The 23,733-nt window shown below is 43.1% G+C and carries 19 protein-coding genes; 11 read left to right on the forward strand and 8 right to left on the reverse strand.

What is annotated here, in order from left to right; translation table 11 throughout:
• Positions 1-167: 167 nt before the first annotated feature.
• The 6 genes from R2Q26_RS01130 to R2Q26_RS01155 all read left to right on the forward strand — a co-directional run bounded on the left by R2Q26_RS01130 (position 168) and on the right by R2Q26_RS01155 (position 6,659).
• Complete coding sequence (locus R2Q26_RS01130) at positions 168-755, forward strand: flavin reductase family protein (protein ID WP_317534574.1); 588 nt, start codon at positions 168-170, stop codon at positions 753-755.
• Positions 756-982: 227 nt separating this feature from the next.
• On the forward strand, positions 983-1,132 hold the full coding sequence (locus tag R2Q26_RS01135) for a hypothetical protein (RefSeq protein ID WP_317534575.1): 150 nt from the start codon (positions 983-985) through the stop codon (positions 1,130-1,132).
• 373 nt (positions 1,133-1,505) lie between these two features.
• Positions 1,506-1,937 carry a hypothetical protein gene (locus tag R2Q26_RS01140; protein ID WP_317534576.1) on the forward strand — a complete coding sequence of 144 codons (432 nt, stop codon included), beginning with the start codon at positions 1,506-1,508 and terminating at the stop codon, positions 1,935-1,937.
• Between the two features lie 22 nt (positions 1,938-1,959).
• On the forward strand, positions 1,960-3,162 hold the full coding sequence (locus tag R2Q26_RS01145) for a Fic family protein (RefSeq protein ID WP_317534577.1): 1,203 nt from the start codon (positions 1,960-1,962) through the stop codon (positions 3,160-3,162).
• A 404-nt stretch (positions 3,163-3,566) separates the two neighbouring features.
• Positions 3,567-6,014, forward strand: coding sequence for an ATP-binding protein (locus tag R2Q26_RS01150; protein ID WP_317534578.1), 2,448 nt, complete (start codon positions 3,567-3,569; stop codon positions 6,012-6,014).
• A 96-nt stretch (positions 6,015-6,110) separates the two neighbouring features.
• A complete protein-coding gene (locus tag R2Q26_RS01155; protein ID WP_317534579.1) occupies positions 6,111-6,659 on the forward strand; it encodes a glutathione peroxidase in 549 nt (182 codons plus the stop codon).
• Between the two features lie 146 nt (positions 6,660-6,805).
• Here the strand turns inward: R2Q26_RS01155 and R2Q26_RS01160 are convergent, their stop codons facing one another.
• The 6 genes from R2Q26_RS01160 to R2Q26_RS01185 form a co-directional block, all read right to left on the reverse strand.
• Positions 6,806-7,219 (reverse strand): rhodanese-like domain-containing protein, encoded by a 414-nt coding sequence (locus R2Q26_RS01160; protein ID WP_317534580.1) that lies wholly within the window; start codon positions 7,217-7,219, stop codon positions 6,806-6,808.
• Positions 7,220-7,777: 558 nt separating this feature from the next.
• Positions 7,778-9,217: a hypothetical protein gene (locus tag R2Q26_RS01165; RefSeq protein ID WP_317534581.1), complete on the reverse strand. Its 1,440-nt coding sequence runs from the start codon at positions 9,215-9,217 to the stop codon at positions 7,778-7,780.
• Positions 9,218-9,617: 400 nt separating this feature from the next.
• Positions 9,618-10,631, reverse strand: a complete 1,014-nt coding sequence (locus R2Q26_RS01170) for a glycosyltransferase family 1 protein (protein WP_317534582.1) — start codon at positions 10,629-10,631, stop codon at positions 9,618-9,620.
• Positions 10,628-11,557: a UDP-2,3-diacylglucosamine diphosphatase gene (locus tag R2Q26_RS01175; RefSeq protein WP_317534583.1), complete on the reverse strand. Its 930-nt coding sequence runs from the start codon at positions 11,555-11,557 to the stop codon at positions 10,628-10,630. Before R2Q26_RS01175 ends, R2Q26_RS01170 begins: the two co-directional genes overlap by 4 nt.
• A gap of 2 nt (positions 11,558-11,559) precedes the next feature.
• Complete coding sequence (locus tag R2Q26_RS01180; RefSeq protein WP_317534584.1) at positions 11,560-12,396, reverse strand: GNAT family N-acetyltransferase; 837 nt, start codon at positions 12,394-12,396, stop codon at positions 11,560-11,562.
• Positions 12,397-12,881: 485 nt separating this feature from the next.
• The gene (locus R2Q26_RS01185; RefSeq protein WP_317534585.1) at positions 12,882-13,805 is read right to left on the reverse strand and encodes a diacylglycerol/lipid kinase family protein; all 924 of its coding nucleotides are present in this window, start codon (positions 13,803-13,805) and stop codon (positions 12,882-12,884) included.
• Between the two features lie 644 nt (positions 13,806-14,449).
• Here R2Q26_RS01185 and R2Q26_RS01190 point away from each other — a divergent pair.
• Together R2Q26_RS01190 and groL are read left to right on the forward strand one after the other, a co-directional pair.
• A complete protein-coding gene (locus R2Q26_RS01190; protein ID WP_317534586.1) occupies positions 14,450-14,968 on the forward strand; it encodes an Hsp20/alpha crystallin family protein in 519 nt (172 codons plus the stop codon).
• Positions 14,969-15,019: 51 nt separating this feature from the next.
• Positions 15,020-16,615, forward strand: a complete 1,596-nt coding sequence (gene groL / locus R2Q26_RS01195; protein ID WP_317534587.1) for a chaperonin GroEL — start codon at positions 15,020-15,022, stop codon at positions 16,613-16,615.
• Between the two features lie 70 nt (positions 16,616-16,685).
• Here the strand turns inward: groL and R2Q26_RS01200 are convergent, their stop codons facing one another.
• Positions 16,686-17,597 carry a patatin-like phospholipase family protein gene (locus tag R2Q26_RS01200; RefSeq protein ID WP_317534588.1) on the reverse strand — a complete coding sequence of 304 codons (912 nt, stop codon included), beginning with the start codon at positions 17,595-17,597 and terminating at the stop codon, positions 16,686-16,688.
• A 427-nt stretch (positions 17,598-18,024) separates the two neighbouring features.
• Between R2Q26_RS01200 and R2Q26_RS01205 the strand changes: the two genes are divergently transcribed.
• The 3 genes from R2Q26_RS01205 to R2Q26_RS01215 all read left to right on the forward strand — a co-directional run bounded on the left by R2Q26_RS01205 (position 18,025) and on the right by R2Q26_RS01215 (position 21,923).
• Complete coding sequence (locus R2Q26_RS01205) at positions 18,025-19,035, forward strand: M14 family zinc carboxypeptidase (RefSeq protein WP_317534589.1); 1,011 nt, start codon at positions 18,025-18,027, stop codon at positions 19,033-19,035.
• Positions 19,032-19,796, forward strand: a complete 765-nt coding sequence (locus R2Q26_RS01210; RefSeq protein ID WP_317534732.1) for an alpha/beta hydrolase — start codon at positions 19,032-19,034, stop codon at positions 19,794-19,796. The genes R2Q26_RS01205 and R2Q26_RS01210 overlap by 4 nt, the downstream gene beginning before the upstream one ends.
• Before the next feature lie 369 nt (positions 19,797-20,165).
• Positions 20,166-21,923: a lysophospholipid acyltransferase family protein gene (locus R2Q26_RS01215; protein WP_317534590.1), complete on the forward strand. Its 1,758-nt coding sequence runs from the start codon at positions 20,166-20,168 to the stop codon at positions 21,921-21,923.
• A gap of 339 nt (positions 21,924-22,262) precedes the next feature.
• Here R2Q26_RS01215 and R2Q26_RS01220 read toward each other — a convergent pair whose 3' ends face one another.
• Positions 22,263-23,591, reverse strand: a complete 1,329-nt coding sequence (locus R2Q26_RS01220) for a PhoH family protein (RefSeq protein WP_317534591.1) — start codon at positions 23,589-23,591, stop codon at positions 22,263-22,265.
• Between the last annotated feature and the right edge of the window lie 142 nt (positions 23,592-23,733).

Consider the following 23,733-nt stretch of genomic DNA (forward strand, 5'->3'; position numbering starts at 1 on the left):
TTCTTGCCTTCTGGGTGTTTTCGCTTCGGGGCGGGTTGCGCGATTTTGCAAGCACATGGTTGCGTTGCAACTCCTTGGAATGGAACGCCCATTCCGCATCGTTGCGCCTTGCCCTGCACTCGCAAAACCACGCACTCCATCCCGTCCAACTGAGGAATCTAGGTTGAATGGATAATCATATTTTCCCGGTCGAGCTGAAGAAGGCTTACCGACTGATCAACCACGGTCCCACGGTGCTGGTGTCCGCCCGTCACGATGGTGTGGATAACGTGATGGCGGCGGCTTGGGCATGTGCACTGGATTTCTCCCCGCCCAAGTTGACCGTAGTCCTGGACAAGACTGCAAAGACGCGCGAGCTCATCGAGAAGAGTGGCTATTTCGTTATCCAGGTGCCTACGGCGGCACAGCTACGGCTAACACACGAGATGGGTACCAGGAGTCTATTCAACGAACCGAACAAGCTGGAGTGGTCCGACGTAAAACTTTTCCGTATTGATGGCTACGATCTGCCGTTCGTCGCGGGATGCTCGGCCTGGCTCGCCTGCAAGCTTATCCCGGAGCGTCACAATCAGGAAATCTATGACTTATTCATCGGCGAGGTTGTTGGGGCATGGTCTGATACCCGTGTTTTCAAGAACGGCCATTGGAATTTTGAGAGCGCCGATCCGGCGTGGCGAAGCCTTCACTATATTGCGGGAGGGCACTTCTACGCCATCGGCGATCCGCTAACAGTTCAAGACGAAAAGCTTGACTGATGGCTAGAACCAGTCAGTCTGCCAAGTAATGGATCTGCATCAACAGGTGTGTGATGCTGGGCATTGTCATTTTGATGAAGGTGAAACGCCAGAAGTTATTCGCTTGCATTTTGTTCATGAAGAAGTGATTCAGGCATGACACTACTGCAGGATGTGTTTGGTATACAGTTAATCAAAGCTTTAAAGTACCATTGCGGATGCAGAGAAATTGTTAAAGGGAGCTATTAATGAAAGTTGAAGTAACAGTTGAATTAGATATCAATCTATCTAAAATGAGTCCGGAAGACATCAAGAAATTATTGGAAGAAATGATGAATCCCATCAAATTCGATGTTTTGGAAGCGGTTACTATTAAAGAAATAAAGGTAGATATCTAGGTCGAAGGTCGATATCAGTTTTTTAGCGGTTCGACGGTTCGACAGGCTCACCGCGAACGATTCGGCAGTTCGGCAAGTTCACTGTTCACCGCGAACGGTTCGACAGGCTCATCGCGAACGGTAAAGGGTTTACTGGGAATAGTCTACTTGTTTTGATCGCAACTACAACACACAATGGTGTTATTCCATTTTTAAAACAAACTTGGTTTTGTCGGCTTCTCCGCCGTATTATTTATACTGTCTGCAGCTTGCCTTTGCGTTATGTCTGATTTGGAAATGAAATGAGTACTGCAGCACGTCTTCACGGATGACGCTGCCCGGTTTGCTGGCTCCCTTTAATTCCAGCCCGAAGGAATGCTAAAATGTGCATGTCATGAATGAAGTACTTGAAATAATTCAACAATGGATTCCAGTCCATATCCTGATCGGTATCACCATAGCTTCGGTTATTGGCTTGATCGGTTCTGTGATTGCCATTCCAATTATTCTGGTCCGTTTACCAGCGGACTATTTTGATCTGCGTATTCCACGCCATTGGATGAAAAACCATCATCCGGTATTACGAGTAATTGGCTTAATCATCAAAAATCTGGTTGGGTGCGTGTTCTTTCTGGCTGGCTTTATAATGCTTTTTTTGCCAGGGCAGGGGGTGCTGACCATGCTGATTGGCATTTCTCTGCTGGATTTTCCCAAAAAACGTGAGTTGGAAGCTAGAATTGTTAGCCAGCCCAGCATACTGAAAGCGATTAACTCTATCCGTCACAGGTTTAATAAACCATCCCTGATTCTGGCGCCTGATCCTTAACGGTAACTGAATATAGGACATCATGCCTGACATCGATTTGGTTCCAGATCTGGAACGTTTTACGGACCGTATTGACACTGATCGTTTCGGTCCGTTTGTTTTCGAGATAGGGGTTGAAGCTGCTCAGATCAAACTAATCCTTCAGCGTGCAGAAGATGCGCATGACCGTTTCATTGCTTCGCCTTTTTCTCAAGTTGCCAATCAGCTGGAGCGAGAAGTGGTAGTCAGCAGTGTGTTCGGTACCAATACCATCGAAGGAGGCAAGCTGAGTGAGGATGAAATTGCAGATACTTTGATGCTTGACCCAGGCCTGGTCAAGGAAATTGAACAGCGGCGTGCAGTGAATATCAAGGTTGCTTATGACTTATCGCAACAGGCTGCTCGGACCACAGGTTGGTCGCTGAATCGGGAGTTTATTCTCGAAGTGCATCGTCTCATTACGCAGGAAATTCCTCATACCAATAATCAACCTGGTAAGCTTCGCAATAATCTCAAGCATCATGTTACTTATGTGGGTGACGAAGCGCACGGTGGTCGTTACAAACCCCCTCAGTATGGTAAGGATATTGATCGCCTGTTGGATGCGCTCATCGATTGGCATGCAGTACTGGAAGCAGCAGCTGTCCCAGCGTTGATCCGGGCGCCGCTGGTGCATCTCTATTATGAGCAAATTCATCCTTTCTGGGATGGTAACGGCCGTGTGGGCCGGGTGATCGAAGCAACACTCCTGCAGGCTGCCGGTTATCGCTATGCGCCCTTTGCCTTGGCGCGCTATTATCTCGCCAATATCGATAGCTATTTCACGTTGTTTAATACCTGTCGTAAGGCTGCGGAGAAAAAGCAGTCGTGGCCTAATCACGCATTTGTCGAGTTTCATGTGGAAGGCATGCGCCAGACGATCAACACCTTGCAAGACCGGGTAAACCAGATCACAGCACTGTTGTTGTTTGAAGGTAAACTTCGCCGGATGCTTGAGGAGAAACGAATCAATGTTCGTCAATACACCATTGTTTCTCAGCTGTTGGGGAGAGGGCGCTCAATGACACTTGAGGAAATTCGTCAAATACCGTGGTACACCAGCCTTTATTTGAAGCTGAGCGACAAGACACGCCAGCGTGACCTGCATCATCTTTGTGAAATGAAACTGGTTTTTCTTGATACCAATAATAACCTTTGGCCAGGTATTATCAAGACTCAATACTTCAAGCCATTTATTAAAAAGTAATCGAGAAGATCAATGAATTACCAATGCACTCAGTGTGATCCATGCAAAACCCGAAATAGCACAACGCGTTATTGATATCGTTGTTGTCACCTTTGTTCCTGTTAGGAACAGTGATTAAACCTAGATTCCTCAGTTGATCGCTCATTTTGATGTTAACATTATGAATATAATAACCATTCCTATAAATTTCATTCTCACCTTCTGGGTGTTTCCGCTTCGGGACGGATTGCGCGATTTTGCAAGCACATGGCTGCGTTGCAACTCCTTGGAATGGAGCGACCATTCCGCATCGTTGCGCCTTGCCCTGGACTCGCAAAACCACACACTCCATCCCGCCCAACTGAGGAATCTAGGTTAAACGGTTACAATTCTATATTTTTTTCCAACAATAGAAATACTGATAAATGCTAATTATTGAACTGACTCCGCACGAGCTTCGCCTGACGATTGATCCTGATTCACTTGGATTTATCGATACTTCAGAACTGGTCGGTCAGCCACTTTCCTGGATCGGGCAGGAGCGTGCCGAGAAGGCCGCTTACTTCGGACTCGAAATGGAGCAGCCTGACTATAATTTGTTTGTGCTTGGGGAAGTAGGTAGCGGGCGATCTTCATTGCTACGGCAGGCGATGGCGAAAGTGGCCCTGAACAAGCCTGTTCCACCTGATTTGTGCTTTCTGCATCACTTTGAAGTGCCAGAAAAGCCACTTGCCTTGCGTCTACCAGCAGGACAGGGACGTCTGTTACGTCAAAAGCTGACAGAGCTAGCAAAATATTTGCAAGCAGAAATACCCCGTTGTCTTGAGGAATCTGATTTCAAAGCGGAAAGTAAGCGGATTGAAAAAAATTTTAAACTAGAAGAGGCCAAAGCCTTTGCAGAGCTTGACGTGTTTGCTGAGAAGCACCATTTCGCCATTCAACGGGAAGCTGGCCGTATGGTTTTTACACTGCTGGATAAATCAGGAAAAATTTTAACTGAGCCAGAAGTACTAGCGCTACCTAAGGAGCGAAGAGCCGAAATTGAGCAAGCCGAGCAGGCTTTGCAAGCTGAGATCACACGCTATTTTGAGAAGGTGCGCCCACTGGAGCGGATAAAAGATGAAGCTCTGATGACGTTAGAGCGCAATAAGGTTAAATTGCTGTTGAAAAGCGAATTAAAGGCAATCCCTGGTGCGCTGAAATTATCCGCAGAGGATGGGAACAAATTCAATCATTATCTGGCAAAGATGGAAGAGGATATTCTTAACAATATTGCATTGTTCAGAATCTCCGTTTCAGACGAAGAAAAACGCAAGGAGGAGATCAAATCCTTATTAGCGCGCTATCAGATTAATCTGGCAGTAGATAATCATGATTTGAAGGGTGCACCGGTCATTATTGAAGAAAGTCCATCTATTCGATCAATGTTTGGCAGTATCGAGTACCAATCAGTGGAAGGGGTGCTAGAGACAGATTTTACGCGTATCCGTGCTGGTAGTCTGCTCAAGGCACATGGCGGCTTTCTCATGCTCCATCTTGATGACTTATTAGTGGATGGCCTGCTATGGGAGAAATTATGCCGCCTGCTGCGCAGTAATCTGTTGCAGATTGAGGAACCTGGAACGGCCTTGACCCAGATTCCAGCTGTTTCGCTTGAACCGGAAGCAGTACGGATTCGGGTTAAGATCATTTTGATCGGTTCGCGGGAACAATACTATCTCTTACAGGAAGAGAATCCAGAACTTGCCAGGCGTTTCCGCGTCAAGGTTGATTTTGCCGATAGCTTTGTATCCAATGAGCAAAGCCGTCATGCTTCCTCCATTTTTGTAGCACACGCCTGTCATGAAGCGGGTTTGCCCCATTTTACCGCAGCTGCTGCTGCGCGTTTGCTGGAGGATTGTCACCGGGCAGCTAACGATCAATCCCGTCAGAGTGCCATTTTCAGCCGTACTGAAACACTGGTATTAGAGAGCGCAGCCCAGTGCAAAGTCCATACCGGCTGCCTGGTTGATGTGGCCGATGTTGAAAATGCATTGCAGGCGCGCATCCATCGTCATAATTATCCGGATCAATGCTTGCAGGAATCGATCGCAGATGGTGATGTCTCGATTGTAATCAAAGGAGAAAAGGTTGGGCAGATTAATGGGCTGACGCAAATAGATTTGGGTGATCACTGTTTTGGCGCGCCGGTGCGCATCACCGCACATACGTTTGCAGGTGAAAATGGGGTGCTGAATATTGAGCGCGAGGTAGGGCTTTCCGGGCCGATCCACGACAAAGGCATGTTCATATTGCAGAATTACCTATCAGCTTTGTTTGCCCATATCGCACCGCTTGCACTCAATGCTTCCATCGTGTTTGAACAGGAATACAATGGCATTGAAGGAGATTCTGCCTCGTGTGCAGAATTATACGCCTTGCTTTCTGCATTATCGGGGGTGCCACTTAGACAGGGAATTGCAGTGACAGGTGCAATTAATCAGTATGGTGAAATCCTGCCGGTAGGGGGCATTAATGAAAAGATAGAAGGTTTTTTTAATGTTTGTGAGAAAGCGGGCTTGGATGGCACGCATGGCGTATTGATTCCCCATCGCAACCGCAGGCATCTCATGCTGTCACATCATGTGATCGAAGCAGTTTCTCATGGCTTATTTCATATTTATACTGCAGAACATATGAGTGAAGGCATTGAGTTGCTGACTGATTTTCCGGCTGGTATTACCGCTGAAGACAATCTGAACGAGGTGATTTACTATCCTCATGACAGTGTGCTGGGGTATGCGCAAAAAGCACTTCGTACTTACCGACTTGCTTGCCAGCTTACCCAACACCCTAAGACAGAGCGTAGGCGGTTTGGGCCCGCTGAAAGATAGGGATGAGGATCGCAATCATTTGTGGTGAGGAGTGCGTCATGCTGAGCTTATTCAGATCTTCCCTTGTGGATTGACTGTTAACAAAAGGAGAAACCCATGCGTATTGTTCTGCTGTTCATGTTAATTTTTTTTGTTCAACCTGTTTTCAGCTGTCGGGACAGCTTACTCGATCAGAATTTTAGAAAACTGGCAGGCACTGAGGTGGTGAATCTGTGTAATGCCTATTCCGGTAAGGTAGTGCTCGTGGTGAATACTGCCAGTAAATGTGGTTATACGCCTCAATACGATGGTTTGGAGAAATTGCACGAAACGTATGAGAAACAGGGATTTGCTGTGCTTGGCTTCCCATCTAATGATTTTATGGAACAGGAGCCTGGTACAGAAGAGGAAATACAGGATTTTTGCCGGTTAACTTATGGCGTCAAATTTCCCATGTTTGAGAAGACAATGGTAAAGAAAGCAGAGGCTCATCCATTCTTTCAGCAACTGGCGGAAGTTTCAGGTACCTATCCCACCTGGAATTTTCATAAATTTTTGATTGACCGGGATGGCAAGCTGATTAAGCAATTTAGTCCCCATACGAAACCGTTTGATCCGGAAGTCGTGGCAACGATCGAACAAGCACTCCAGCAAACGTCAAAGTAACGGACTTAACCCCAACTTGAGCAGCGCTGGCATAGTGCTGCTCAAGGGGTAGACACTATAAATTTTTCCAGTTTGGATAGAAGCTGACTAAGTCAGGTTTGATTTAGAAATGGAATTACTTTATCAGCTAATGGGTATTTTGCTGACTATTCGACAGGATGGCCGGCCTCTTTCCATTTCGGGAATCCTTCCCGATAATAATAGATTCTGCGCCATCCCCATTCTGCTGCTTTTTTGCTGGCTTTGGAGCTGCTCAGGCTATGAATCCCATTACCGTAGAAAACAATAGCTTGATTCTTCTCGGCAAGGACATTCAGATTGCCGGCAGTAAAAAGCTCACTGTTGACATCCAGATGCTGAGCTCCTCGGATGTGTTCATAATTGAAAAATTCCAATTTACGCACATCGATAAAAATATAGCCTTGATCATATAACCGCTTGGCGGTCACAGTGTCCACGGTAACCGCTCCAAATACTTCTTTAGGTGCGATATTTTCTGTAGCGATGGCGCTGACTGCAGGCAGAAATAAAAACAGCAAAGCAAATAAGTATTTTTTCATATTATTTCCTAAGAAAATGAAAATAAATCAAATTCTTGCCGTAATTTCTGGAAACACTTTATAGAACATCACATGAGCGACGCTCAGGGTTAGCAGTAAATTCAGCATTTGCCCACCTACAAAGATATAGTATTAATGGTTTTCTTCCAACAAAATGATGCTTGATTCAGCTTTGCTTTTTTTTGTCAGTTTCTTGCACAAGTGTTGCCACTCTTCAATTGTAGCTTGCGCAGCCAATTGAGCGTTTCCATCTGGAAATCGACTGTTTGCGCCGCTAACTTATTCGTGGGTGCTTGTTGATGGATAAGACGGACTGCACTGTCTTCTGGTGCCAGATCAGTTTACTGGCAGGCTTGGAGATTGATTTCTGAAAATTTCGTATTCTTCAATAGCAATATTTATCAGAATCATGATGGTATTTTTAGGGGCGGGAATTTATTGATTTCTTTTTGATAACTCTCGATCTTTACCTCTCATTTAATGTTCATATTTTATGAAATATTGGATTCTATAAGATACCATGTCAGGGAGCAGCCTTCCTGACATGGCTGCCATCTTTTACTTGGGCGCTTTCATCATCAATAGTTGACCACCCTCTACCAGTTCCGGATCGAGTGCGACGCCATTGACGGTACTGTAGTGTGCTTGCACATCGAACAGGAAGTAACGGCTATTCTCTGTGTCGTAGCCAGGAACGCCGTTGAACATCTCGGTAACTTCTATGATGCCGGAGGACTCTTCGTCAGATTGCTTATTACCCGAACCATCGATGTCGGCTGAAGCGCCAGAGATGAAGCGCTCGGCATCATGTTGAGCAATGGTTGTCAGGTTACCGGTAGTCGGCTCGAATTTCCAGATTTTGCCGAGGTGAACCTGATTGCCAACGTCTTCCTGAATCCAGACATTGCCGGCACCATCGACCGTCATGTTATCCATCATTTGTGGACCACTCACGGCTCCGTCGATCAGCACCTTGATTTCACCGCCTAATTCTGGTTTAGTGATGTCTTGGAATGTAGCGCTCCACAGACGGCTATTACCATCAAATTGGTCAGTGGTTACAAAATAGAAACGATTTGGATTTTTTGTGTCCCATGCACCGTCTTCGACGCGATTGAGACCGGTACCGGTACCGCCGGATGCGACCAAGCTAAATTGATCAGTATGGCCATTCGGGATGGTAGCTTCGGTCACATGAGAACCAATCAGAAGCTGATAGCTGATACCGTTGGTCAAACCGGCCATTTCAACCGGATTACCGCTCTCTTGCTTATTGCCGACATAGAAGTAGACCTTGCTGGCGAGACGGTTGCCGTCATCCAATCCGGCAACAATAGTTTTATCCTGCTCATAGGGGCTGGCCACCACGTTTTCCCAAGCCGCTTTACCCAAAGCAGGCAGTTCATAAGAGGCGCCATGTTGACGGCCTTCCGCTACATGAGCAAAGGCACGGCCTACAGCATCAACTTCTTCGCCACTCATGAAGATGCGCCCTTCGCTAAAGCCTTTGCCGGTGTTGCTATTGAAAAAAGCACTTGGCATTGGCAGATCGGCGGAGCATAGACGGTTGATGGCAGTCTGGTCTGGATCAATCAGTTCAAGTTTCTCAATCAAATCTTCGCCATTAAGTACTTTGAGATCGCTCTTTCGGATTTGCCACTTGGACACGAACGCGCCTTTGTTGCCATGGTTGCGTACCACCCCGGCTGTATTGCGCAATTCATGATTCATCAGCACGGTGATGGTGCCGTCGCCGTTGTCGTAGGCACCCAAACCATCCGGAATGCCGACCATGCGATAGGTCTCGTTGCCTTTATGCTTGAGCTTGACGCTGTCGCCCACCGTCAGAATAGAAGAAAATTCTACAACGCTGGTTAAGGGTGTCAGATAAGGGGAGGCAGAGCTAGAAGGTCCGGTAACACCTTCGGCAACAGCATTCATTGAAGAACCGGCAGCCAAAGCAGCGACCACAAATATAAAAGAAGATTTATTTTTCATAACTGTATTCCTAGCAGAATAAATTAAATTTTGTCGGATAAATTAGAAAGCACCTGATTAAATTCATCTGGCCGCTGCGAATTCTGATTTAAGAACGTTACGCTTTCATTAACAACAAATTAAAATTTTATTAATTCATTGTTGCTTTGGTCACAGATTGAGGATTCTCTGATAACTCCACTGAATAGCGAAAGAGGTATGCTGATTTTCATGGTATATAACCTTCAGATTTTTTTAATCGTAACTATTCAGAGGCCTTTGCAAAATTTCCTTTTTTGGGGAAGCTCTATTTTGTTGAGATGTCTGGTCGCGCGATAAAAAAAGCTGCGGTAACGCAGCTTTTTTTGATAAGGTTCAACGTAAAAATTTTGCAGGTTTTAAAAATTCTTGCACTTAACTATTACCGAATAGGTTCTAAATAATCAACAAAATTCTTCGCAGCTGCATACCAACTAAAAGCTTCAGCTCTTGCTCGTGCTTCCTGCCGAGAAATTTGAAGGGCTTTTAAAACAGCATCTTCCAGATCATTTGACATGATCCCTCCTCCACTATTACCAATCACCTCTAACGGACCATCAACAGGATAACAAGCTACGGGTGTGCCTGTTGCCATCGCCTCAAGTAAAACTAACCCAAAGGTGTCCGCTTTACTGGGAAATACAAAAACATCAGCGCTGGCATATAACATAACCAATTCATCGCGTGGCAGTATTCCCAACCAATATACCTCAGGAAAGCGTTGCCTGAGTTGCTTCTCCAATGGTCCTACACCACAAACTATCTTACTTCCTGGAAAATCCATTTTCAGGAATGCTTCAATATTTTTTTCATATGAAATACGACCCACAAATAATGCAACAGGTCTTGGTAAAGCACCTAAAGTTGGGAAAAAAACAGGTTGATCATGATACCTAAAAAGATCAGTATCCACTCCATGCGTCCAAGGTCTGAGATTCTGGAAGCCTCGCTTTTGTAAACCAGATAAAACAGATTGTGTAGGAACCATTACACCTGATGAAGATTGGTGAAAATGTTTAAGCAGGGCATATCCCCAAGAAACAGGAACTTTGACCGATGCATTAAAGATCTCTGGAAATTTTGTGTGAAATGCAGAGGTAAAAGACCAGCCAGATTGCAAGCATAAGGAACGAGCTGCCCAACCCAGTGGACCTTCAGTAGCAATATGGATGGCGTCAGGATCAAGCGCCTCCAGAATTTGTGACATTTGCTTTTTAGGGCGAATAGCCAGATCAATTCCTGGATAACCCGGACAAGGACGAGTACTGAAAAGATTTGGGTGAATGATTTCTACATAATGATTGAGTTTTTTGAGTTCTTTAACCAACTCTACCAGAGTAGTTACAACACCATTAACTTGAGGGTGCCATGCATCAGTTATTAGAGCAAGTTTCATGCCAGTGCCTCGTCTTTTTTTTCGACTCTTGCCGTAGCAGGTATATTATCAGGGACAACCAAAGCATCATCCATCCTGGTTGAACATTGATTTTCCAGTTCTAGTTGACACTGAGGCCAATGAATCAGCTCGATTCGTCCATCGAAGTGTTCTACCAATGCAGAAAGACTCTCGACCCAGTCTCCATCGTTACAGTATGTAATACCATCGATATCGCGTATCTCTGCGTGATGAATATGCCCACAGATGACACCATCGAGTCCACGACGACGTGTTTCCGTAGCAACGGCTTGCTCAAAAGAAGTTACATAGCTAACTGCTGTTTTAACTTTGTGTTTAAGATACCGGGAGAGTGACCAATAAGGCAAACCTAATCGAGCGCGGAGCGAATTCAAATAACGATTAAGCTTTAAGGTAAATTCGTAAAGATTATCACCGACATAAGCAAGCCATTTAGCACATTGTATTACTCCATCAAAATAATCGCCATGTATTATCCAGAATTTACGACTGTCAACGGTCTCATAGATAACTTCCTCTACTACTTCTATACCACCAAAAGAGTGACCTAAAAACTGACGAGCAAATTCATCGTGATTACCTGGCACGTACACTACCTTGCATCCTTTTCGGACACGACGTAGTAACTTTTGTATGACATCATTGTGAGCTTGCGGCCAATACCAACGTGTGCGTAACTGCCAGCCATCGATAATATCTCCTACCAGATAAAGCTGTTCGCTTGGATAAGCTCTTAGAAAATCCAATAAGGCTTGTGCCTGACAACCTGGAGTACCGAGATGGATATCAGAAATAAAAACCGTACGAACTCTTAGCTTAGTATTTATTTCTGAGGAATCTTCGTTTTTTAAAATTGAAGCTTTTAAAGCAGGATTAGCATATAAATAATCATTGAGCTTATTCATGATTACCCCAGAAAATATTTACAGTAGCGGTTTGGTAGATCTTTAATTTGCAATAGCATGGGCAAATCAGCAGTATTAAAGTTAGGATCCCATGCAGGCCCTCCCAATACTTTTGCCCCCAGGCGTAAATAACCTTTAAGCAGGGAAGGGGGATTAATTTTTAAAGTTTGATCTAAGCAATCAACTGGCAGAGGAAAACGTGGTCTAACTTGATAGTGAGTATCCACCATATACTTATCCCGAACTTGGCGCCAAATACTTGCAGCAGCATCCCCCGAACATATCCGCTTATTGCCACTTGAACTCATATTCATCGGTATGCTAACGCAACCTATCAGATAGCTTAACTTCTTAAGCACCATAAAGTTTATCAATGCTTTCAATAATGCTTTAATAACAACTCCATTACGATAGTTTTTGTGCACACAACTTCGGCCTAATTCAACCATATGCTCTCGCAACGATTGCAAGGAAGATAGATCAAATTCACCTTCGATGTATGTTCTTCCTGCAAGCTGGGCTTGTCCCGGCATCAATACACGGCAAGTTCCAATTACTTGCCAAGTTTCACGATCTCGCACTAGTAAGTGCTCACAATAATCATCAAAATCATCTATATCAAAACCAGGAATATAGGTTGGAAGAATTGCACCCATTTCATCAGCAAAAACTTCATATCTCAGCTTTTGTGCTTCACGAATTTCACTTTGACGTTTTGCCCATGTGATTACGATATTTGATTTCTTCACTCTATCAGTAGGAATGAGCAAAGCAGACTTGGGAGCTTGAAGTAGTTTCTGTGGGGAAATATATGGCTGGATATTAAGTGACGTATTCATGTTTGACTCCTCTTCAATGTCAGGTTATTGGGTTTTAGCGCACTAATTACCTAGCATTCTTTAGGAATTTCATGAATTTATTATGTCGCTTTTATGAAATTCATATGACGAGTTGATTAATTTCAGTCAATTTCTAACTCAGCTTCCATGATTATTATGATACGGCTATCTAAGGGTAAGGTAGTTAAGGTAAGGTAGTTAACCCGGATATTTCACCAGGCTGATCTGTACCATAAAGTAAACGCTAATGAACAAGCGCTTCTGGATAAATTTACGCAAACCCAATTTGTACCGTTGAAATATTCGGGTTAATCAAGATTTTGGTGCAAGGAAGCCATCATAAAGGAAGGTAAGGGGAAGATAAGGGGAAAGTAAGGGAAAGTAAGGATTTGATGAAAAGGAGGTTATTTCTCTCTTGGGAATATTGAGTCTATTCTGATTGCTTCCCCCTAACAGGTTGGCTAAGCGCATGGAAGCAGAGCCGCTTAAATCAATACTCTGATTGGTTTTTGACTGATACTGAATTTTATTGTGCTTCCTGCTTCAATATCGCGGTTACGAAAATAATCACCGTCTACCTGCAGAGGGTAGGACGGTTCGTGTAATGTAAGCGATATACTCTCTCCTGAAAAATACTGCAGGGGAAGCCCTGCAGGTTTGTGTTGAAGCATTCTCAATGCTTTGATCAATTCATGTTGATGCTTTGCACCAGGTAAAAAACCAAGGACAAGCTTTCTTACAGATGGGTTAGCGGTAGGAACAAGTTGTAAATTTCTTGCATAAGCTGAGCTATTAGCCACAATGACATAGCCTGATTTGCGATCAATGACAGTTTGTCCATCGATATAAGCCGTCACGGTAGGATGGTGCAAAGAAACTAAGGCATTAAATCCACACCGAACGTACGTCGAATCATTGATCGGCCCTATTCGTTTGCCAATCTGCTTGACTGTGAGCGAATCAAAACCCATCGAGGCCATAATAAAGAATGGTTTTTCTCCCTGAATCCCGTTACCGCTGATCAGGCCATAAAATTGCTCCAGGCATCTTCCATTGGTAATAGCTTGAAGCAAATCCTCTGTATTTGCACTCATTCCATAGGAACGGGCAAATAAGGATTCGTTTCCACCGGGAACCATGTAAACGGGAGTATCTGTTTTACTAAGCAAAGGAAGGAGTTTTCTGACTGTTCCATCCCCCCCGATCACCACTAAAAGATCATGTCCTGTAATGTCTGTCTCGAGAAGCTTGTAAGATTTCATTTTTTTCTTTGACTCGCTAACTTCCACAGCAATCCCATGATTAGCAAGGAATTCCCCATATTCATGGGCTAACGATTCTGTATTTCCCGCACTAGAGATAGGATTGAAAATAATCAATACTTTTTGGGGTGAGGGAATGTTAATCATGTTCCCTTTTGCTGAAATGAGCTTTCATTTTTCACGAAAAATTAATAATGATCTAATGAGTTAAAAACTTTGTTAGTTTAGTTTTTTAATAAGTTAATGAGTGAATCAATCACGGGGAGATCTTATTCCGTTTAAACCATTGATAAGAATTATTCCCATTTTGTCAGATTGAGCATGGTAAATATTCTAATTGCTTCGCATGATGGATACTATGTTGCATTGAAGATTTGGTATGTTGATTCCAGGAAATTGCTGTCGGAACGCTAACAGCTGATGATGACAAGCAAATGACAGAATTATTAAAGTTTCATGTATTAACGATAAATTGAAATGAGAAGAAGCTTCAGTATTTTTTAATCAGAAATACGTGCTTCTACTTATTTATTTTTTCTTATTGATAGCCTAGGATAAATTACTCCTTCGGTTATTGATCTTTCTTGCATCTATCACCATGCAGTGCAAATCGTGTGAACAGGTATGAGCAGGTGAGAGAAAAAGTAGATAACAAGGGACTCAGTCAAGATTACGCTGCTAATTGATAGGACAGCGATTGAGTTATGCAGGTTTCACCAGTCGCTAGAGTTCTGGAAACTGGTTGACCAAGCTTTCAAGAAATTTCACTGCTTTAGATAAGGAGAACTATCATGAAAAATGTCCCGCAATCACCTTCATTTCTGCATAGTGAAACAAGTACTGGCCAAGCATCTACACCTCCTTCTAGTGAATCAAGTACTACGCAACCATCTTCAACTCAGCCTAGTATTGTTACTCGATCTGATCTCCTTGCTACTGTTGAAGATTGGCTCTGTAATTTAGGCATACGTCGTATAGGAGAAATACCCGTGATAAAAGTCGATTTATCAGAAAGTGATACTGCATATACTATTCTTGCAGATATCCCCGGTGTAAATAAAGAGGACATAAAAGTTGATTTAGATAGTAACCGTGTTTCCATCACTGTCGAAAAAAAGAAAGAGGTGGAACAAAAAGAGGGTGAAAGAATCATTTCTAGAGAACGTTCTCTGGAATCTATCTCCCGTTCTATTAGGCTGGACGCGGAAATAGATGTGAACAAAGCTCAAGCCAAGTATGAAAATGGTGTACTAAGATTGACAATGCCAAAAAAACATGTGAAAGCTATCAAGCAGCTTGAGATCATGTAATTAAGGAAATTTTCCTGCCAAGATTACAAAGCGTTCATTCAGGAGACTCCAATGCCAGCAAAGCAAATCCTGTTTCATGATGCTGTTTACACCAAGATTGTCAGGGGGATAAATATTCTAGCCAATGCCGTCAAGGTCACACTTGGCCCGAGAGGCCGCAATGTCATTCTCGAACGTGCTTATGGTCCACCCTTGGTCGCTAATTCTGGTGTTGTGGTGGCGAAGGAAATCGAGCTTGAAGATAAATTCGAAAACATGGGCGCGCTGATGGTGAGAGAGGTTGCCAGCAAGACATCCAATGTGGCAGGAGATGGCACCACCACCGCGACAATACTGGCGCAGGCGATTGTCCGCGAGGGAATGAAGTTTGTTGCAGCAGGAATGAATCCTATGGATTTGAAGCGCGGCATTGACATAGCGGTTGCGGCTATAGTGGAGGCGCTCAAGGAAGTATCCAGACCCTGTATATCCCGGAAAGAGATTGCTCAGGTGGGTGCTATTTCCGCCAATGCCGATACCATGGTGGGCGAGATCATTGCTGAAGCCATGGAGAAAGTAGGCAAGGAAGGTGTCATTATGATCGAAGATGGCCAGAGTCTGGAGAACGAGTTGGAGATAGTAGAGGGAATGCAGTTTGACCGTGGTTACCTGTCTCCCTACTTTATCAACAACCCAGACAAGCAAACGGCGGAACTGGATGATCCCTATATCCTTCTGTCTGAAAAGAAGATCAGCAATATCCATGATCTATTACCGTTGCTGGAGCAAGTCTCCAAGGCTAATCGGCCGTTACTTATCATTGCAGAGGATGTTGAGGGAGAAGCACTGGCGACGCTGGTGATCAATAACATCCGCGGCATTCTTAAATCCATAGCCGTTAAATCACCAGGATTTGGTGACCGACGCAAGGCTGTGCTGGAAGATATTGCTATTCTCACTGGTGGTACCGTGATCGCCGAAGAAACCGGTTTTTCCCTCCAGAAGATTACGCTGAATGATCTCGGTCAGACAAAACGTGTTGAAGTGGATAAGGAAAATACGACTCTCGTTGGCGGGGCAGGGGAGATCAAAAAGATCCAGAGCCGTGTCAAAGAAATCCGCAAACAGATTGAAACAGCTTCAAGCGGTTACGACAAGGAAAAACTACAGGAGCGTGCTGCCAAGCTCGCTGGCGGGGTGGCAGTCATCAAAGTTGGTGCCGCTACCGAAACAGAGATGAAAGAGAAAAGGAGCCGGATTGAAGACGCGATGCGTGCGACCCGCGCTGCTGTGGAAGAGGGCATCGTGCCGGGTGGCGGTGTCGCATTATTACGGGCCAGAACGGCCATCGGTGTACTGAAGGGCAGCAACCATGAACAGGATGCCGGTATCCAGATTGTAGTGCGGGCTTTAGAGGAACCTTTACGGCAAATCGTCACCAATGCGGGAGGTGAACCATCCATCGTGCTTGCCAAGGTATTGGAAAATACCGGTAACTTTGGCTATAACGCCGCAGCCGAGGTATATGGTGATCTCCTGGAAATGGGAATTCTCGATCCCACCAAGGTGACACGTTGTGCCTTACAGAATGCCGCTTCGATTGCTAGTCTGATCCTTACTGCCGATGTCATGATCGCTGGATTATCTGAAGGAACACAAGTGGCATAAAGCAAGATAAATAAATTAAACAGATCTGGGAGATTGGCATAATTATGAGGATTATGGTTTTCGCGATCAATCAGATTTGCAGCCATTGTTGAATCTGTTCCCGATGTTGCGCATACCAGATTCTGCCGATTTCTAATGCCTTTTGCTGGAATACTGGATTGTTTGCAGAATCCATATCACCTGGCATATCAAAGTCTTTTAGATAATGATTGATATATAACACACGATTGCCCAACATCTCTTCAGTAATTTTGACATTTGTAATCATTTTCTCCCTGAGAATTAATGAAGCTACTCCTTTTGCCGACCATTGAACTCCACCATATCCACAGGCTTTAGTGCCATTTATCGCGAAACTGCGCCAACCTGATCCAATGGAAAGCACTTTTATCTCGCATTCCTTCCAAAACTTCTTAGCATGAAGATAGACACTAAGGCCTGGATTATTCATACCTATACCTCCATCGATTCGCCAGTTTCCATCTTCCATTTGTACTGGAGGATAATATGCTGGTGCAGCAGTGCAAGCATCTGCCACTTCGCTAAGAAGAAAATCCGGTTGACTCTCATTGGTGAAAATTTCTAATTGATCCCGATTAAGATTGAAACTAGGAATCAATATTTGTTTGCTAAGTGATGAAAGCCTTAAGTTTCCTAATTCTTTTTTTAATACCAGGCTTTTTGTGGTACCTCTATATTTGGGACGAATTTGCAGGATATTTAGCAACCTGCTCATCCTATGTTCTGTCATCATTTTTTCTAGTAATTTTTCTTGTAGAACAGTATGAATGATCTCCTTGGCAGTCATTGTTCGACCCAGAATTAGACATGCAATCAGTCCCCCAGATGATGAGCCAGCAACCATGTCAAATAAATCGTAAGTTGAAGAACCGCTATCTTCTTCAAGACAAGCTAACACGCTAAGTTGAATTAACAAATGACTACCGCCTCCATCCAAACTCAAAACATATTTGGGTTGCACAACAGCTCTCTCCTGGATTTATGTTACGCATGAGAAATAGGTTATTAGCTGCAAGGGTGATGTATTTTTGAACTCATACCTGCTGAATTCTTCAGCGCAGCTAAATGTTTGAAGGAGAACTATGTTCTTCACTATCACCCTATAAGTGTATTTTTAAGTAAACTAGGAATGGAAATAAAGCTTAAAGATAACTTATTAAACTTCTTTGAATTATTTGTTAAATATTGATGAAATCTTTATTAGAAAAAAGAAAGATGATGTATCACGAAAGGAATAATTGACAGGTTAATGAACCTTTAATGACTATTAAAGACTTATGTAACATCGATGACAGACAAGATCTTAATGATCTGGTGTAATATTTATTTTATTAATAGTAACTCTCTAGTATCACAGTACCTTATATCCAATGCACGGCACATCTACCTTGAAACAATTATTACCTGAACTACAACAAATTGAAGCAATTATTCATTTGGGTAATAAAACAGGTTTATGTAGTCAAGTGCTTTGTCATGTACCCTGTAATGAGGGTATGTTGCCAATTTATGCCATAACACTCGGTAATAGGGCACGAGATATTCCTTGCATTACCTATGTTGCAGGTATCCATGGACTAGAGCGCATTGGGACACAAGTTGTCATCGCTTTTCTAGAAGGTCTGTTAGAACGTTTAAAGTGGGATCAGGTCCTGGCTGATATTCTGGAACGGGTATGCATCAATTTTTTACCGCTCATCAACCCGGTTGGCATGTTGAACTATACCCGCGCGAATGGGCGAGGTGTCGACTTGATGCGTAATGCACCAGTAGATAGTCATGAAAAGACAGTCTGGCTGGCAGGGGGGCATCGGATTTCATCTTATTTGCCATGGTACCGTGGGAAAGCCTCTGAGGCGATGCAACTTGAAGCGCAAGCGTTATGTGATTTTATTGTACAGAAAGTTTTCCCTGCACCATTCAGCCTAGTTTTGGATTGCCATTCCGGTTTTGGTTCTCGTAATCAAATCTGGTTTCCTTATGCCAGAAGCCGACTTGAACCTATTAAGCATTTAAAAGAAGTTTTTTATCTGCGTAAGCTTTTTATGCAGACTTATCCCTATCAAGATTATCTTTTTGAGCCCCAATCGCAACATTACCTAGTACATGGTGATCTTTGGGATTTTCTTTATCTGAAATCGTTGTCAAGTGATAATATTTTTCTGCCATTAACTCTAGAAATGGGTTCCTGGCGATGGATTCGCAAGAATCCGCTGCAGTTACGTCAATTACAGGGCCTTTATCACCCGATAAAGCCACACCGTCTTAATCGGGTGCTGAGAGGCCATTTAATACTGATGGAATTTTTGTTGCACGCGACTTTATCTTATAAAAACTGGCTTGTTAAGAGTGACTCACTGGAATTAGAGCAACAGGCGCGAACGCTGTGGTACACATGAAGTATTGTGAGCATTTTGTATTGATTCGAGGGTTGTTGCGTGAAACAAGACACTGGGGAGGATTTACCGAGTATCTGCAGCAACAGTTTCCCAATGCTAATATTATTATGCTGGATATTCCTGGTAATGGCCGATTGCATCGTGCCACTAGCCCAGAAACGATTGCAGGCATGACAGAAGCATTGCGCGAACAAGTGCTCATACGTCAGCCACTCAGACTGATCGCACTTTCCATGGGAGGAATGATTGCTATTGATTGGATGATGCGCTATCCGGATGAAGTGGAAGCAGCAGTTTTAATCAATACCAGCGCAAGACCGCTATCTCCGTTTTACCACCGTTTACGCTGGACGATTTATCCCTATGCTATAAAAATGATTTTTCGGTCAGCTTTGCAGAAGGAGTCAGATATTCTGACCCTGACTTCAAACCGTCACAGCCACAACAGCAAACTGCTTGAGTCCTGGCAGCAATGGCAACGAGAAAACCCAGTGTCAACTGTCAGTACCAGGAATCAATTCCTGGCTGCGTTAAAATTTTCGGTAACTTCCAAACCGAAGCAACCAGTACTCATTGTAGCCAGTCAAGCTGATCACCTGGTTGATTATCGCTGTAGCTTGAAACTGGCACAGGCTTGGCAAACAGACTATGTGCAACATGATACGGCAGGCCATGATTTGCCACTGGATGAGCCGGAATGGCTGGCAAATGTCATCAAGCAATGGTTTAATCCTGATCTTTCTTCAACTGCTGAAATATAAATAAATCAATCAATTCAACTCTCATGGCGCAATTATTCTGTGCTGACGGGAGGCGTATGCGGTTTCGCGAGTGCAGGGCAAGGTGCTACGGCGCGGAATAGTTGTTCCATTCTAAGGAATTGCAACATAATCATGTGCTTGCAAAATCGTACAATCCGCACCGGAGCGTAAACGCTCGGAAGGTGAGAGTAAAAAAATAACAGAAAAGGCTATAACATTCATAATGTTAATGCCAACATGAGCGACCAACTGAGGATCTAGGTTGAATCCTTCAAGCTCATTTTCTTAGAGTAATTTCTGCGTCATTTCTTCGTCATATTGATCATATATCTTATCTAGCATTAATTTGTGTTAATGGGGAGCAGATATATGCTTGATGTCGATGCCTTGCTGAAAGATTATTTTCAGAATGTGGATGAAAAGATTGATAAACCTCTGATGAAGGTCGCTTCTTCTGTATTAAAAAAACTTTTCCATCAGGATGAAATTAACTTTTTTATTGAAACTCACAAATACCTGGAAGGATTAGAATTCAATGATGCCGTTCTTGAACATTTTAATTTTACATTTCAAGTTTCTAGCAAAGACCGGGCGTATATACCTGATCAGCGTCGTGTACTGATCGTTGCCAATCACCCGCTTGGCTCTCTGGATGGATTGGCACTTCTTAAATTGATATCGGAGATCAGAACCGACGTTAAAATTGTTGCAACTACATTGCTGGACTGTATCGATCCCCTGCAAGGCTTATTTCTCTCGATTGATAATTTATCAAAAACAGTGAAGCATCGCGATAGTATGCTTCAAATTGTTGAAGCACTGGAAGCAGAACAAGCTGTCATCATGTTTCCAACCGGAGAAGTCTCACGTATATCTCCCCTTGGAATTCGTGATGGCAAGTGGAAAACTGGTTTTTTATCTCTGGCTAAAAGAACCAATGCACCAATTGTTCCTGTATATATTGGTGGCAAAAATTCAATGCTTTTTTATGGTCTTTCGAGTATCTACAAACCGTTGGGCACAATGATGTTGGTCAACGAAATGTTCAATCAAAAAGGCTGTGAAATTTCATTCAGGATTGGCAAACCTATACCGTGGGAATCCATAGCAGCAATGGATATGCCTAAAAAAAACATTGCCAAATTAATGCGCAAACAGGTTTACTTATTAGGTAAGAAGAAGAAAAAGGAACTATTTAAACCAATTGAGAATATTATCCATCCGGTTAAAACTAAGCTAATCCGTAAAGAACTCAAAGCTTCACAATTAATAGGCAAAACACAGGATGGCAAGCATATTTATCTGTTCGATTATGCTTCCAATTCCAGTGTAATGCGTGAAATTGGGCGTCTGCGCGAATTATCTTTCCGGCAGGTGCAGGAAGGCACGGGCAATTCTTTAGATATCGATAATTATGATCGATATTACCGACACCTTATTTTATGGGACGAAGACGAGCTGGAAATTATTGGTTCCTACCGTATAGGGGAGGCGGCCAAGATTCTCAGGAAATATGGGGAAACAGGTCTGTATACTAACAGCTTGTTCAAATTTGATCAGTCATTCATTCCTTACCTTGAAAATGCTATAGAACTGGGGCGTAGTTTTATCCAGCCCAGATATCAGGGAAAACGTAGTCTGGATTATCTCTGGTATGGGATTGGCGCTTATCTTTATCTGCATCCAGAGATACATTATATGATTGGGCCTGTTTCATTGAGCACCTCAATGCCTGAATCCGCACAAAAAGTCATTGCAAGTTTTTACACAGAGCTTTTTGGCAATGACAAAATGCTTTCCATACCCAGACTTCCATTTAACTTTACACAGATTAAGGACTTTATAGCATTTAAGAATGTATCAGACGAAATTGAATACAAGAGTGCATTTGCCATTCTTAAAGAACGACTGGATGATTTAGGTGTAAAGATACCTATCCTATATAAGCAATATGTAGAACTATGTCACCCAGGAGGCTGCGAATTTCTAGGTTTTAATATTGATCCCAATTTTTCTAATTGTGTGGATGCTTTGATTCTTGTACATATCGATAGCATTAAGGAGAAAAAATACCAACGCTATATTGAAAGTCATGCAAAAGTTATTGAAAATATGAACTCTGCATAATAAATAATTTTATGATTGACTAAATATTTCGATTTATTAGTTTAAGCGCGTACCCATAAAAACTTGTTTTTGGTGGTATACATATTGCGAGACAAGGCGCGATGAGGCCGCAGGGCCGTTCCCTGCAATGAAGAGCAACGTCGCTTCGCGCCTGGATTACCATATGTTCCATCCTGCCAAACTGCGGTTCTTATTCCATTTCTAGATCAAACATGATGCGAAGGCGAGCCGCAGACAGTATAAATAATACGGCAAGGAGAAGCCGACAAAATCAGGTTTAATGTAGAAATGGAATTAGGTTAAAAGTACCTTGCCTAACTAACTCTTACCTCATAACAATTACAGCAGTTCGTTCGCGAGATTCGCCAATGCTGAACGTTCCCCTTTTTCAAGCCGGATATGCGCGAACAAAGGGTGTCCTTTCAAACGATCGATCAGGTAAGTGAGACCATTTGATTGTTCGTCCATGTAGGGTGTATCGATCTGGTGTATATCGCCCGTGAATACTACTTTTGTTCCTTCACCAGCACGAGTGATAATCGTTTTAACTTCATGTGGCGTCAGATTCTGCGCTTCATCAATGATAAACATTACATTGGATAAGCTTCGTCCACGGATAAAGGCCAGCGCAGTGATTGAGAGCTTACCGCTTTCTTCCATGTCGTCCAAAATCTTGGATTTCTTTTCAGTAGCACGGAATTGACTTTTGATGTATTTCAGGTTATCCCATAATGGCTGCATGTAGGGAGAAATCTTATCCTCAGCGCTACCCGGCAAGAATCCGATCTCGCGATTGCTTAATGGAATAATAGGTCGGGCGAGAATGATCTGGTTGTATTTATTTTTTTGTTCTAGTGCGGATGCGAGTGCCAATAGGGTTTTTCCGGTCCCGGCCACACCTTGAAGAGCGACGAGCTTGATATTGTCATCCAATAATGCATTTACAGCGAAAGTCTGTTCGGCATTTCTGGGTTTGACATTATAAACATAAGTTTTCTCGACCCGTTCTATAGTATTCAAGGCTTCATTGTATCGCGCCAGAACTGAATCACTCCCATTCTTAATGATGTAATAACCGTTGGCAATTTTATGGTTACCGAGGAGATCTACTTCTTCAATGCTGCCTTTTCTAAAAAGTTCATTGATCGTATTTGAAGGTATACCTTCAATCACCGGGAAACTGGTTGAAATATTCTTGACGTTTTTTACTTTGCCAGTTTCATAGTCTTCTGAAGGCAGCCCTATGGCCTTGGCTTTCAAGCGCAGATTAATATCCTTGGTGACCAAAACAACCTTGGCAGACTTTTCAGAATGTGCCAGTGTCAGCGCAGCATTAATGATCTTATGATCATTCTTTCCTTTCCCATAGATCTCTTCTGCATCCATTCCGTTAACCAGATTGGACATTACAATTTTCAGCTTCCCTTTTTTGGTTCCCAGCGGAATCCAGTTGTTAAGACCATAATCCCCTGAAAGTTTATCCAGAAATCGAATCGCTTCTCTTGCTTCAAAGTTTTTTGTTTCATTTCCTACTTTAAAACGATCCAGCTCTTCCAAACAGGTAATGGGAATGGCTACATCATTTTCTTCAAAGTTTTTAATGGAGTTGTGATCGAAAAGTAAAACAGAAGTATCCAATACATAAATTTTTTTAGCGCGTTTCGCCATGGTTTTTGATGTGATCTATTATCACTAGAAGAGATGCATAAGAAAATATACACCCTTTCTTACCAAAAAAACCACATAAAAATTTTGTGCCCAAATATTCCCGGCTACTTTTATTTTTTGATTCAATGGGTCCTTGACCTGA

The sequence above is a fragment of the Nitrosomonas sp. Is37 genome, from assembly GCF_033063275.1.
GTDB lineage: Bacteria > Pseudomonadota > Gammaproteobacteria > Burkholderiales > Nitrosomonadaceae > Nitrosomonas.